Below are 13,532 nucleotides of genomic sequence, written 5' to 3' on the forward strand. Positions count from 1 at the left end.
TTTCACCTAGAATAAATTAAAGACGCCCATTATAAATGCTCCACTGGCAAATGCTATCTCTATCCCATGCTGGTCAAAAAAAAGCCCGCTGATTAGCGAGCTTGTCATTCTTACCAAAGGGTTCTAAGCATCATCTCTGGCAAACATTACAAGGTGATCAAGATGCACCGTGAGACCAATTTTTTGACCAACTTCATGATTATGATGGGAAGAAGCAAAACAGAATACCACCTTGCCTGAATCCAGCTTTACCCGATATAAAAAGTGAGAGCCACGAAACCATTTACTCATAATTAAGCCTTGAGAGGGGCTATCATCATCGTGCAAAATATCATCTGGGCGAACCAGTAAGTCAACCTCAGTATTATTAGCAAAATTATGATTCAGCTTGCCACGAATGGTCCCTAGGTCAGAGTGAACACAGTTCGAACCACACACTTGCGCTTTCAAAAAGTCACCATGCCCGATAAAGCTCGCCACAAAGCGTGTTTCTGGTCGATGGTAAATGGCATAAGGCGTACCTGTTTGATGAATCTCGCCCTCACTCATAACAGACACTTGATCAGCCATCGAAAAGGCTTCCATTTGATCATGTGTCACTAAGATAGCCGCCATTTTTTCATGTTGTAAGATAGCTCTAACATCTGGCACTAATTCTTCTCGCAATTTTGCATCTAACCCTGAAAATGGTTCATCCATTAACAATAATTTTGGGCGTGGAGCAATGGCTCTCGCTAAGGCGATACGCTGCTGTTGGCCACCTGATAGGGAATGAGGGTAACGATCTTCAAACCCCGCTAAGCCAACCAGCTGTAGCAACTCTTCAACCCGAGCTTGGCTTTCTGACTGCGTCCAACTGGTTAACCCAAATGCAACGTTCTCTGCGATTGTTAGGTGTGGGAAAAGAGCAATGTCTTGGAACACCATACCAATGCCCCTATGCTCCGGGCTCATGATAAAACCTGGCTTAGACAAGCATTCGCCGTCCAAAACAATTTGCCCACTCACTAATGGTTCAAAGCCCGCTATGGCTCTTAACAAAGTAGACTTGCCACACCCACTCGACCCTAACAGACAACCAATTTGCCCTTCTTCTAATTGAAAGGACACTTTTTTCACGGCACTTACTGCACCGTAGTTGACCACCAAATCTGTTAACACTAATTCTTTTAAAGGAGCCTTTAATTGCATACTCATTCCTATTTGGTGTTGCCAATATCCGCAGCGATGGAACGACTTAATAAAATCACAGGAAGTAAGCCGACTAATACAATCATGAGCGAAGCAGGGGCTGCATCAATAAGACGCTCATCTGAGGCCAATTCAAATGCACGCACTGCCAGTGTATTAAAGTTGAACGGCCTTAAAACCAAGGTAGCTGGTAGCTCTTTGAGCACGTCAACAAATACAATCAGTATTGCCGTTAGCACAGAGCCTTTTAATAAAGGCACGTGTACCTTCAATAAGACCTTAAATGGACTATAGCCTAATGACCTAGCCGCCATGTCCATGCTGGGTTTTATTTTGCCTAGACCGTTCTGAACGGCCCCCAAGGATACCGCCATAAAACGTACCGTGTAAGCAAACAATAAAGCCACTAAGGTGCCAGACAGAATTAGCCCTACTTGGCTTTCGGTATAGTGTTTTATAAGGTCTATGATACGGTGATCCAGCCAAGCTAAAGGTACGATAGTTCCAATGGCAATGATGGTTCCTGGTAAAGCATACCCAACGCCAGCAAAAGACACAGCAGTTGCAACTACACGGCTAGCATTAAGTCGCACGGCATAACTCAAAATGAGGGCGAGAGACACCAGAATCAACGCAGCTAAAGCGGCTAGATAAAAAGAGTTCCAAGCCAGCGTCACAAAACTTGCGTCCAATGTTTGTGCTTTAAAAATAGCCCAGTAAGAAAGCACACCAGCAGGCAATACGAAACCGAACAAAATAGGAACAAAACACACTAACAATGCAACAGCACCACGCCACCCCAGTAGGGCAATGCGTTTATGGCTGGCTTTCTTTAAGCCGGATGCATGATAGCGAATTCGACGGCGAGAATACCGCTCAAGCACAATTAAAAACGTCACGAACAGCAGTAAAACACCCGCCAATTGAGACGCTGCCGCCACATCACCAAAACCATAGTAGGTTCTCAGAATACCCGTGGTAAAAGTGCTGACACTAAAATACTGCACCGTCCCGTAATCCGCCAAGGTTTCCATCAGGGCTAATGTTAGCCCAGTAATAATAGCCGGACGGGCCAAGGGAAGGCCCAATTTGAAAAATGCCTTTGCCCCAGAGCAGCCAAGTGTTTTAGCCACCTCCAGAGTGTTTGCTGACTGTTCTAAAAAGGCAGCCCGACTCATTAAATATACATAGGGGTATAGCACCAGTATCAACATGGTGATCGCCCCACCTAGGGAGCGGATTTCAAAAAACCAGTATTCACCGTAGCCAAGTCCAGTAAGGTTGCGGATAAACGTTTGAACTGGGCCCGCAAAGTCCAACAGGCCGGTATAGGTATAGGCAATAATGTAGGCTGGCACCGCCATGGGCAATAACAGAGCCCAAGATAATAAGCGTCGTCCTGGGAATTCACACATACTCGTTAGCCAAGCGCAAGGTACACCAATCAACAATACGCCAAAGCCAACACCTAACATCAGGAGAATTGAATTACTAACATAGTCCGCTAAAACGGTATCATAAAGGTGCTGCCACACCTTACCATCCCCCGTCAGAACATTAGCTAAAACGACAAGAATCGGCAGCATGAGCAATGCGGCAATCACCACAGCAGATGATGATAAAAAATGAATAGGGGACGCTGCCACCCGACTTGATGACTTAGGTTTTCGCACTAGCGAGCCCCCCAAATGAATAGGTCGGAGGAAAGGTTGAACTGCCAGCAAGGTTTCTGATGCATGATTAGCCTCTAAGAAGCCAACTGATTAAACTTAGAGAAAACAGGATCACAAAGGATAATAATTCTTACTATAAGGGCTTCTTTGAAATGGGGCATCCCTGCCCAGTATTTTGTATAAATAAAAATTAAATAAGTAACTGGTCTAGGTCCTGACCAAGCCCCATGGCTTCATCCAACTCTAACAAGATATCTTCAGACAAACCTGCACCTTTGGCTACCGCCATTGGGAAGGCTTCGCGAACCAGGTCGGAATCACGTTCGGTACGTATACAAGCATTTAGGTAGCTCGCAAGATTGAGCACACAGGCTAACGCTAATGGATCACCGTCTGCAAAAGGACGCTTATGTTGCCCCACTGCATCGGTTAATACGCTAGGCAATTTCCAGAAGTCCATCAAGGTTTTGCCAGCCGTTTGGGAAGTAAAACCGAACACATCCGTTTCAGCTTTTATGCGGCTAACCCCTGTACTTGCCACCATATCTTGAACTTTCATTGCCATTTCAGGCTCTGCAAGATGAATCAACAAACGGCCAATATTATGGACAATCCCTGCCGTAAAGGCTTCGTCTGGATTTACCAAATCGGTGCGCTCTGCCAGCCATTTTGCTAGTTCTGCGACACGAAAAGAGTCAGACCAAAAATCTTTAAGTTTAATACCTTCTACTTCGCTAACAGAGCTAGCAAAGCCGGTTGCGATTACCAAGGTTTTTAGTTTATCCATACCAAGTAGTACGGTTGCTTCATCCAATGAAGATACTTTTCTGGATAATCCAAAGTAAGCTGAATTAACGACTCGTAACACCTTCAGAGAAATCGTTTGGTCGCGGGCAACTTTTCCTGCTATCACACCATAATCAGCATCAGGATTACTTAGCAGCTGAATCAATTCTCGAACGACATCCGGGACATTGGGTAGCTTTTCACTGTGCTTAAGCAAATCTTGAACTTGCATTCGTTACCGCCTTAAATTGTCTTTATGCTTTTATCTTAGAGCGATTCTTCTTTACTTACAGAACCTTCTCTATTAAGAGATAATATGAATTTCATTTAATATATATTAAATGAAATTCTATTGGTATCTATGAGATAGGATTAATTCCCGCCGCTTTAGCGATAATGCGACGTTTTAGAGCATTCTGCTTATGAACTAACCGCATTCCTATATTTCGTGCTTGCACCACCAGTGGTTGCTGTGTAGAAAACAGGCGTTTGAAGCTTTCCATTCCCGCCGCCATTGCTACGTTATCTAACATACGAGCTCTTTGGTAACGGCGTAATACAGATAAGTGGCCAAGCTTTTCACCACGCTTATGTGCTTTCGATAACACCTCAACGAGAGCCTTAACGTCCGCAAAACCTAAATTTGCCCCTTGCCCCGCTAAAGGGTGAATCGTGTGGGCTGCATCACCAACCAAGGCAATGCCAGCTTTGACATATTCTTTAGCGTGTCGTTGTCGTAAAGGAATGGTTTGCCTTTGACGTGTAATCCCCACAACCCCAAAACGTCTGTTGATGGCATAATGGAGACGACGACAAAAGGCCTCATCATCTAGGTCCGCTAAGCCTTTTGCTTCGTCTGGATGAACACACCAAACAATCGATACAAAGTGTCTACCATCCACTTCAGGAAGGGGTAAAAAAGCCAGTACGCCCTCTTCACCAAAGCTTTGCCAAGCGGTTTTTTGATGAGATTGGTCAATCTCTATGGTGGCAGCTATGGCAGTGTGCCCATAATCCCACTCAACGGTTTTAAAATGGTTGTCTTGGCGTAGCTGAGACATAGCCCCATCCGCACCAACCAGTGTTTGCCCACTAATACGTTCGCCTGAGTCTAATTCAAGGCGAACGCCTGCTTCATCTAATTCATAATCTGCAAGGCCGTTTTGCAAATAGAGATCAATGTTTTGGTGAGCTTGTATTTGCACCATCAGTTGATGACTCAATACTGCATTTTCTACTAGGTCGCCCAGCTCGGATAAACTTCCCGTTCCCGCGCTAAAATCAATATGCCCAGTCCCAAGACCATCCCAAACCACAATATTTTGGTAGCTTTCAATACGTTCAGCCGACAATTTTTGCCAAACGTTTGCTTTTTTCAGCAAGGCCTTAGACTGACTAGAAATAGCACTTACTCTGGCATCATAAGCAGGCGGGGTAGACAGCAAATATTGGCCATTATGTTTATCAATCAAGGCCACACGTAGCGATGACTGAGCCAGCAAGATAGCTGATAAAGAACCGACCATTCCAGCCCCGACTATAATTACGTCGTAGGATTTAGCCATATCTACTCCTCTTTACTTTGATAACCTTTGAGTTGTCATTGGGCCATTAAAGCTTCAATGTCGGCAATTTCTTTCGCCAAGCCGTGAGTTAACACATAGGGGCCTTGCTCTTGAATCAGGACATCGTCTTCTATACGAATACCAATACCCCGCCATTTGGCATCGACCTTTTCATTATCAGCCGCTACGTACAACCCAGGCTCGATCGTTAGTACCATGCCAGCTTCTAGCGGACGAGACTGCCCAGCCAACTTATAAGCACCGCAATCATGAACATCTAACCCCAGCCAATGACCTGTATTATGCATGTAAAAATCACGATAAGCTTTGCGTTCAATCAAGTCTTCAAGTTCACCTTGTAATAAACCGTGTTCAATCAACCCTGCGGTGATGACCCTTACTGCAGCATTATGAAAGTCTTCATAGGCGGCTCCGACTACAAGCTTGGTTAACCCTGCATGGTATGCATCAAGCACAACTTGATACAGTGCGGCTTGAGGTTGACTGAAACGTCCATTCGCAGGAAAAGTGCGAGTAATATCTGCCGCATAACAGCCTAATTCCGCTCCGGCATCGATTAGAACTAAATCACCATCCTGAATCGTGTCGTCATTTTTTATGTAGTGAAGAATGCAAGCGTTTGCCCCAGATGCCACAATATTACTGTAAGCTGGTGTACGTGCCCCTGACTTCATAAAAGTATAATTTAGCTCGGCCTCTAACTGATACTCAGCCATGCCAGGCTTAACCGTTTGCATCGCTCGTTTATGAGCATCCACACTAATCTGCGCAGCTTGTTCCATCAGTGCGATTTCATGGGAGTCTTTGCGTAGTCGCATTTCCGCTACCGGGGTAGACAAATCCACATAAGACTCTGGCGGCTGTGCACCTAGACGAGTTTTACGCGAAACCTCACTACGCCAACGGGCTAACTGATCTCGTAGTAGATTATCTTCGAACAGATAAGCAACTTGCTCAACACCATCTAGCTGTTCTAGAGCCACATCAACAAGCTTATCTAATGGCTCAGCACGATTCGCGGCAAACTCATCTAGCGCGCCTTGCTGCCCATAGCGAAAGCCATCCCATTGTTCCTTCTCAGGGTCTTTAGGAAGATTCACTAAGGTCATCTCGCCCGCACCATATATAAAAGCGTAAGCGCTAGGTTCAGGATAACCCGTTAAATAGTAAAAGCTGCTGTTTGGGCGAAATTCGTAATCGCAGTCGTTATTGCGAGTACTCAACTCTCCTGTACGAATCACAACTAGCGTATTGTCACCAAAAGACTGCATTAAACGCTGGCGGCGAGCCACATAGATTTGCTTGTCAATTTTCATAAGTCGCCTTATTTAAATAGATACCGCTATCACAACCCTATTAATGCAGAGCGTTTTGCTGGCTAAAGTCTGCATCGGGTTTTACCTCATGATGCTCAGAATACATCATCATGGCAGATAAACGCACGTACTCCACCAGCTCAGTAAGATCGGCTTCGTTGTCGTTGTTATCTTCAAGACTACGCATTTCGGCTTGCATTGCTGAAATGTTGGCAAAATCTCTAAGAATTTGTTTAGTTTCATCAGACAAGTCTTTCTTCTGACCAGATAATCCATAACCAGCGAGAAAACCGTGCGCCCATTGAGATAGGGTTACGCCACGCTCTGCAAGTTCAGCATCATCGTCGCTAATACAAGGTTCCAGGGCATATTCACCATTCTGGAAAAGCGTTTGCGTAGCTGTATAAAGCTCAACAATAACTTGACGGCTAGCGTCTTCTTTCCAGCTTTCAATGTCACAAAATTCAACCACCATAGCCAGCCAATCTTCCATTGGCAAAGCAACACCGGATGCAAGGTAACCACATAATTGGCCATGTAACTCAGCAGGAGAAGCCGCAATAGATTCAACAACAAAAACGTCTGCAATTAGGTCAAAATCCAGCGCATCTTTTAGTATTTCTGTGGACATATACCACCTTCAAATAAATTCTTTCGAAAAAATAAGCCGTACCAAACGGCACGGCTTATGATTAACTCTAATCTAACACATTCTTAGCCAAGTTGTTTTAGGCCTGACTCCAGTGTCTGCAAAATAAGCGTATTGATTGTCATTGGGCCAACACCGCCGGGAACAGGCGTATAAGCCGCAACACGCTCGGTCAATGGAGCAAGTTCAATATCACCAACCCCACCTGGGTGATAACCTGCATCCACAACAACTGCACCGTCTTTAATCCATTCTGCTTTAATGAATTCTGGCTTGCCAACCGCGCCAACAATTACATCAGCTTGTTTAACGAACTCCGCAAGATTTTGCGTGCGAGAGTGGCAAATAGTCACAGTGGCATTAGCATTAAGCATCATCATGGCCATCGGTTTACCTAGAATTGGGCTACGACCGACTACCACAACATGTTTACCTTCTAGTGCTACGTTATTCGCTTCTAAAAGGCGCATGATACCAGCTGGCGTTGCCGCGCCATAAGCAGGCTCTTGCATGGCCATACGGCCAAACCCTAAACACGTTACCCCGTCCACATCTTTATGAGCTGCAATCGCGTCAAAGCATAGGCGCTCATCGATTTGGGCAGGTACTGGATGTTGAAGCAAGATACCATGTACGTCTGGGTTTTCATTAAGCTCTTGAATCGTGCTTAGCAACTCATCAGTAGTGGTGCTTTCTGGCAGCTCAATGGCTTTTGAATCCATACCAACACGGCGACAAGCATTACCTTTCATTTTTACATAGGTCGCAGATGCAGGGTCAGCACCTACTAGAATGGTTGCCAAAATAGGCGTTCTGCCGCCCGTACGTCCTTTAAGTTCAGCCACTTGTGCCTGTAGGCGAGTTTCTGTTTCTTTGGCGCATAATTTGCCGTCAAGAACCAATGCAGTCATGAAAGAGCTCCAATAAAATAGCGAAGTTTTGAAGACCTGCATTATACCCTAAGACTCCCCTAGTTAGGCACCGTCTCTGGCAATAAAAAACTCGACCAAGTGGGCAACTAAAGCGCCTCTAAATAATCAACAAGGAGCTGTAAATTACGCTGACCTCGAAACTCATTCACATCCAGTTTATAAACTAGGCGCGCTTGTTCAGATTGTTGATTGGGCCATAAATCGAGATCCACAAAAAAGTGGATAGCATCTAATAAAAGCCCACTTTCGGGTTCTCTTAACAAGAGTTTTAAATGTTTTTCACCTACAATTCGTTGTTGTAATACCTCAAAAACGCCATCAAAACTTGGTTCTGGAAAAGCCTGCCCCCATGGCCCAGCCATGCGCACCTGCTCAGCAAAACTCAAACTAAAGTCTTCTGGTGCTAAAGGGCCATCGGTATAAATACAAGCTTGTAGTTGATCAGGGGTCACCCATTCACTAATTATGAGGTCAAAGGCCAAACGAAATGCGTCATAATGCTCAGCCCGAATACTCATCCCTGCCGCCATGGCATGGCCGCCAAACTTACTCAACAATTGAGGGTAACGTTTGGCCAACAAATCCAGTGCGTCTCGAATATGCACACCAGGTATAGAGCGCGCCGAGCCTTTTAACATTCCACCATCAGCCTCGGCAAAAGCAATCACTGGACGATAGCACTTTTCTTTCATTCTTGATGCCAGGATACCGATCACACCTTGATGCCAGCTTTCATCATAAAAACACAAGCCATTAGGCATATCCTCTTCTTCATTCAGCAGGTTAGCGAGAATGTCCTCAGCCTGCACTTTCATATCAGACTCTATAGCCTTGCGTTCACGATTAAACTGATCAAGTTGATGAGCAAACTGCTTCGCCTGATACGCATGCTCCGCCAACAGACATTCAATGCCCACAGACATATCATCTAAGCGTCCAGCCGCATTCAGCCTAGGCCCTACTACAAAGCCAAGGTCAGATGCCTTTAGTTTAGTTGCATCACGGTTTCCAACTTCCAGTAACGCCAAGATGCCTGGGCGAGCTTTACCCGCTTGAATTCGCTTAATGCCTTGCTGCACTAGAATACGATTATTGTTATCTAACGCGACAACATCTGCGACCGTTCCTAGTGCGACCAAATCCAAATAATCCGCCATTTTTGGTTCAGGAATGTGCTGCTGCTCGAACCAATGACGCTGCTTAAGCTCCATCCTAAGAGCTGACATGACATAAAAAATCACTCCAACACCGGCGAGGTTCTTACTTTGAAACTGACAGTTGGGGTGATTAGGGTTCACAATAGCATCCGCTAAAGGTAACTGATCACCAGGTAAATGGTGATCAGTTACTACCACCTTCATACCTAAGGCTTTAGCAGCCGCGACTCCATCGATACTGGCAATACCATTATCTACAGTTACTAGTACCTGTGGCTTTTTGTCTTTTGCCACTTCTACAATTTCTGGCGTTAGACCATAACCAAATTCAAAGCGATTAGGCACCAAGTAATCCGGTTCAACTGCCCCCATCGCTTGTAATGCCAATATGCCAAGACTAGTGCTGGTCGCGCCGTCTGCATCAAAATCTCCCACAATGAGAATCTTTTCACCGGCCTCAATGGCATCCGCTAAAATCTTTGCTGCTTTCGATAAGTCAAAAAATGCATCTGGCCTTAACAAACAAGGCAGACGGTAATCTAGCTGATCACTACTGGTAACCTGACGAGCTGCAAAGACTCGCTGTAAACTGGCTGGCATGTGGGCAGGAAAGGAAATAGTGGGTGAAACGAGAGATCGACGCTCAATACGCATGATAATTTTATGTCTATTGCAAAATCGCAAGCATAGCACGGAAGCAGAGCGAAAGCGCAAACCGCTTAGGAATTGACTTTAGCATTAGGGATAGGCTAGCCTAGATGGGTAGGCAGTGGCTTGGTCTTGTTCGCAAGGAGAAGTGGCTGCATACTCAGGCCCGCCTTCGGTTTTTAAAGCCGATGACGGGCTTTCTTGTATCTAGGTCTTAAGTTATGCCCAGAAACTACGGTTTCGACCAGCATCTTTAGCTTGATACAAAGCTAAGTCTGCCTGTTTAATGGCCTCATTAAAAGTAAGCTCGCCTACTGCTGCTAAACCGATACTTATAGTAATGGTAAAAATATCTTTGTCGGTAAAGAACTCTTGTTCACTTACAAACTGACGAAGGCGTTCAGCTGTTTGGTAAACTTCAGAGGTGGTCATATCTGGCAATAATACCAAAAACTCCTCCCCCCCCCAACGGCAAGCCCCCTGTTGGCATTCTTTCACAGAGCGGATCATTCGAGCCAACTCTTGAAGCACCAAATCCCCTACATCGTGTCCATGTGTATCATTAACCGCTTTGAAATGATCGATATCCAACAGTAGCAAGTGTAGACTAGCCGCCCCTTTTTCTTCTTGAGCATTGAGGTATGTTTGCAGCCCTCTGCGATTTAATAACCCTGTAAGGCTATCTGTTTCTGCTGCATGAATCAGCTGCTCCGAGGTTTTAATCAATGCACTGTTGTAAATATACATCGAGTACTCGTATATTCCAGATAAAAAGGTCACAACCAAAAATGAGAAAATCACCCGCAATTTATAGTCATCAGAGTACTCAAAGTGACCGCTAATGGTGACAGGTAAGAACATTAGTACAATCACCGCAAAAGTAAAAATCGTGACCTCTATTAATCCCTTCTGAAGCCCATTAATAAAAAAGGCAACAGCCGGTACGCAGTATATCCATAATGGCCCAGTTCCCCCTACGCCACCAAAGTACACTAACCCCAACATTAAACAATAAAGAGGGTAAATAATTACACCACCAGAGTAGAGATGGTTTTGGGTTTTCCGTAAATATAAATGATTAAAAGTATATATTGCTGCGATTGCAACCAAGGCCAAGCCCAGCAGCCAACTACCTTCTATTAAGGATGAGACCCCCAAAGGTAGGGTAAAAACAACGCCTACAAGAGAAAATAAGTTGATCATGAAGACTCGACGAGAATCTTCAGAAATCGTTTGATCAGGTAAGCCAGCGTAGAAAAAACGCTTCCAAGCTAATTGGTTGAAAATTTTTTTTAGCATTCTAACATCCAATTTAGTCAGGGAAATCGTGATTATTATATGTGCCCCTGCTCTAGAATACTCTCTACTTTATATTAATGGCGACAATCTTCAACCAGAAGTCGTCTTTCTATAAATTAAATTTATAATTCACCTTAATTTGGATATAAACGAGATAGTAATACTGGGACAACAGTCTCAACTTTTAAGATTCTTTCTCCGAGCTGAACACTTTGCATTCCCGCTTCTAACCACTTAGACACCTCAAAGTCATTCCAGCCACCTTCAGGACCAAGGGCCAGTACACATGGTTCTTGAATGTCAATTGGGCACTTTTCTGCCCGATAAGGGTGAGCGAGTAAGCCGAGTTTATCTTTTAATAAAGCCGGTAATTGATCCTCCACGAAAGGGCGGAATCTGGGTACTAATGTAAGCTTAGGCAGTACAGTATCTTTCGCTTGTTCTAAACCTTCAAGCAAACATAAACGCAAACTCTCTGGCTTTAGCACAGGGCTCTGCCAGTAGCTTTTTTCTACCTTGGCGGAGTGCACTAACACTATTTCTTTTACTCCCATAGCAGTCATGTTATGCAAAGTGCGTTTCAACATATTAGGGCGAGGTAGAGCCATAACTAAAGTTATGGGCAAAGGATCTGGCGGAGACTGGTGCAAGGCCACCTTGTGGATATGTGGGGGGACTTCTCCACAGGCCTCGACGAATATTCCTTCTCCCATTTTACCACCCAGCTCCCCCACTCTCAGGGAATCACCATTTTTAGCCTTAACGACCTTAGCAAGGTGGGTTACTTGTCGCTCATTTAACCAGTACTGACCAGAAGCAGAAACACGAGTAGGATCAAGGAGAATAAGATTCATATTTTTAGAAAGGCATGACTGGCAGCCAAATCATCTTGACTGCCAGAAAAAGGTTAAATGTTCTTTGCGACAAACGCCTGTACATCTGAAAGCTCATTATCAAGCACGGTATAAGACTCTTCACGCTCGAACAAATCAGCCATATGGGCTGGCAAACTCGGCGATTCACAGCCTGCTTTTTCTACCGCTTCAGGGAATTTCACAGGGTGTGCAGTAGCCAAGGTAATCATAGGCACTGAACCGTCCTTTTGACATTGGCGAGCAGCCTCGATACCAATGGCGGTGTGGGGATCCAGCAAATATTGTGTTTTGGCAAATACATCCGCAATAACATCACACGTTTTTTGATCGTCAACCTTATGACTATCAAAGTTTGACTTCACAAAAGACCAAGCTTCATCATTTAATTGCACATCACCTTGGTTAAAGCGCTCCATCAGATCATCAATGGCAGCACCTTCACGACCATGAGCATCAAACAATAAGCGCTCAAAGTTACTAGAAACCATAATATCCATACTTGGGGATAAGGTCTTATTCAAGGCCTGACGGCTCATGTCATTTTCTGCGATTACACGGTGCAAAATGTCATTTTGGTTGGTTGCGACGACCAATTGGTCAATTGGCAAGCCCATTTGCTTAGCAATATAGCCTGCAAAAATATCACCGAAGTTCCCTGTTGGTACGGAGAATGACACTTTTCTATGAGGCCCACCCACAGACAAAGCAGCGGAGAAGTAATAAACAATCTGAGCCATAATACGCGCCCAGTTGATTGAGTTAACGGCACCCAACTTAGCACCGTTCAAGAAAGACTGGTCAGCAAAGCTGGACTTCACCATCCCCTGACAATCATCAAAGTTACCCTTTACGGCAATGTTAAATACATTGTCATCGATCACTGTCGTCATTTGACGGCGTTGAACCTCTGAGACACGCTCAAACGGGTGTAAAATAAAGATATCAAGATGTTCTGAGTGGCGACAACCTTCAATGGCTGCTGACCCCGTATCGCCAGATGTGGCACCTAAAATAACCAGTTTCTCTTTTCGTTCGGCCAGCACATAATCCATCAAACGGCCCAGTAACTGCAAGGCAAAATCTTTAAAAGCTAACGTAGGCCCGCGAAACAGCTCCAGCACCCATTCGTTATTACCAACCTGAACCATAGGGGCAATAGAGGTATGTGTAAAACTGGCGTAAGCTTCATTGATCATTGCTTTAAATGCGTCTTCTGGAATATCCCCTTCAACAAAAGGCCACATTACTTTAAACGCAAGCTCTTGGTAGCTTAAGCCTGCCCAAGATGCAATTTCGTCTTTACTGTATTTAGGCAAGGACTCTGGTACATACAAGCCACCGTCATTAGCCAAGCCAGCCAAAAGTACATCAGCAAATGATAAGGCTGGCGCTTTACCGCGTGTAGAAATGTATTTCATGA

Annotated in this window: 11 protein-coding genes; all 11 read right to left on the reverse strand. The window is 44.8% G+C overall.

Annotated features, from left to right (window positions below; translation table 11 throughout):
* Positions 1-123: 123 nt before the first annotated feature.
* A complete protein-coding gene (locus tag ACYVGZ_RS11980) occupies positions 124-1,191 on the reverse strand; it encodes an ABC transporter ATP-binding protein (protein ID WP_460755811.1) in 1,068 nt (355 codons plus the stop codon).
* Positions 1,192-1,199: 8 nt separating this feature from the next.
* Positions 1,200-2,777, reverse strand: a complete 1,578-nt coding sequence (locus ACYVGZ_RS11985) for an ABC transporter permease (RefSeq protein ID WP_460756021.1) — start codon at positions 2,775-2,777, stop codon at positions 1,200-1,202.
* A 277-nt stretch (positions 2,778-3,054) separates the two neighbouring features.
* A complete protein-coding gene (locus tag ACYVGZ_RS11990) occupies positions 3,055-3,882 on the reverse strand; it encodes an HDOD domain-containing protein (RefSeq protein ID WP_460755815.1) in 828 nt (275 codons plus the stop codon).
* A gap of 127 nt (positions 3,883-4,009) precedes the next feature.
* Entirely contained in the window at positions 4,010-5,215 is a 1,206-nt protein-coding gene (locus tag ACYVGZ_RS11995) for a UbiH/UbiF/VisC/COQ6 family ubiquinone biosynthesis hydroxylase (protein ID WP_460755817.1), read from the reverse strand.
* Positions 5,216-5,250: 35 nt separating this feature from the next.
* On the reverse strand, positions 5,251-6,552 hold the full coding sequence (locus tag ACYVGZ_RS12000; protein ID WP_460755819.1) for an aminopeptidase P N-terminal domain-containing protein: 1,302 nt from the start codon (positions 6,550-6,552) through the stop codon (positions 5,251-5,253).
* A 40-nt stretch (positions 6,553-6,592) separates the two neighbouring features.
* Complete coding sequence (locus ACYVGZ_RS12005; RefSeq protein ID WP_460755822.1) at positions 6,593-7,183, reverse strand: UPF0149 family protein; 591 nt, start codon at positions 7,181-7,183, stop codon at positions 6,593-6,595.
* An 83-nt stretch (positions 7,184-7,266) separates the two neighbouring features.
* On the reverse strand, positions 7,267-8,112 hold the full coding sequence (gene folD, locus ACYVGZ_RS12010) for a bifunctional methylenetetrahydrofolate dehydrogenase/methenyltetrahydrofolate cyclohydrolase FolD (RefSeq protein ID WP_460755825.1): 846 nt from the start codon (positions 8,110-8,112) through the stop codon (positions 7,267-7,269).
* 107 nt (positions 8,113-8,219) lie between these two features.
* The gene (gene recJ / locus ACYVGZ_RS12015; protein WP_460755828.1) at positions 8,220-9,944 is read right to left on the reverse strand and encodes a single-stranded-DNA-specific exonuclease RecJ; all 1,725 of its coding nucleotides are present in this window, start codon (positions 9,942-9,944) and stop codon (positions 8,220-8,222) included.
* A gap of 213 nt (positions 9,945-10,157) precedes the next feature.
* On the reverse strand, positions 10,158-11,237 hold the full coding sequence (locus ACYVGZ_RS12020; protein ID WP_460755831.1) for a GGDEF domain-containing protein: 1,080 nt from the start codon (positions 11,235-11,237) through the stop codon (positions 10,158-10,160).
* 134 nt (positions 11,238-11,371) lie between these two features.
* Positions 11,372-12,091 (reverse strand): 16S rRNA (uracil(1498)-N(3))-methyltransferase, encoded by a 720-nt coding sequence (locus ACYVGZ_RS12025; protein WP_460755834.1) that lies wholly within the window; start codon positions 12,089-12,091, stop codon positions 11,372-11,374.
* A gap of 53 nt (positions 12,092-12,144) precedes the next feature.
* Positions 12,145-13,530, reverse strand: a complete 1,386-nt coding sequence (gene thrC, locus ACYVGZ_RS12030; protein WP_460755837.1) for a threonine synthase — start codon at positions 13,528-13,530, stop codon at positions 12,145-12,147.
* Between the last annotated feature and the right edge of the window lie 2 nt (positions 13,531-13,532).

This window comes from Marinomonas epiphytica, assembly GCF_054780655.1.

Excerpts from the sequence above, each read along its gene's own strand:
- ACYVGZ_RS11980 (WP_460755811.1), bottom strand. The coding sequence starts at position 1,191 with ATGCAATTAAAGGCTCCTTTAAAAGAATTAGTGTTAACAGATTTGGTG.
- ACYVGZ_RS11995 (WP_460755817.1), bottom strand. The coding sequence starts at position 5,215 with ATGGCTAAATCCTACGACGTAATTATAGTCGGGGCTGGAATGGTCGGT.
- ACYVGZ_RS12020 (WP_460755831.1), bottom strand. The coding sequence starts at position 11,237 with ATGCTAAAAAAAATTTTCAACCAATTAGCTTGGAAGCGTTTTTTCTAC.
- ACYVGZ_RS11985 (WP_460756021.1), bottom strand. The coding sequence starts at position 2,777 with ATGCTGCCGATTCTTGTCGTTTTAGCTAATGTTCTGACGGGGGATGGT.
- folD (WP_460755825.1), bottom strand. The coding sequence starts at position 8,112 with ATGACTGCATTGGTTCTTGACGGCAAATTATGCGCCAAAGAAACAGAA.
- ACYVGZ_RS12005 (WP_460755822.1), bottom strand. The coding sequence starts at position 7,183 with ATGTCCACAGAAATACTAAAAGATGCGCTGGATTTTGACCTAATTGCA.
- recJ (WP_460755828.1), bottom strand. The coding sequence starts at position 9,944 with ATGCGTATTGAGCGTCGATCTCTCGTTTCACCCACTATTTCCTTTCCT.
- thrC (WP_460755837.1), bottom strand. The coding sequence starts at position 13,530 with ATGAAATACATTTCTACACGCGGTAAAGCGCCAGCCTTATCATTTGCT.
- ACYVGZ_RS12025 (WP_460755834.1), bottom strand. The coding sequence starts at position 12,091 with ATGAATCTTATTCTCCTTGATCCTACTCGTGTTTCTGCTTCTGGTCAG.
- ACYVGZ_RS11990 (WP_460755815.1), bottom strand. The coding sequence starts at position 3,882 with ATGCAAGTTCAAGATTTGCTTAAGCACAGTGAAAAGCTACCCAATGTC.
- ACYVGZ_RS12000 (WP_460755819.1), bottom strand. The coding sequence starts at position 6,552 with ATGAAAATTGACAAGCAAATCTATGTGGCTCGCCGCCAGCGTTTAATG.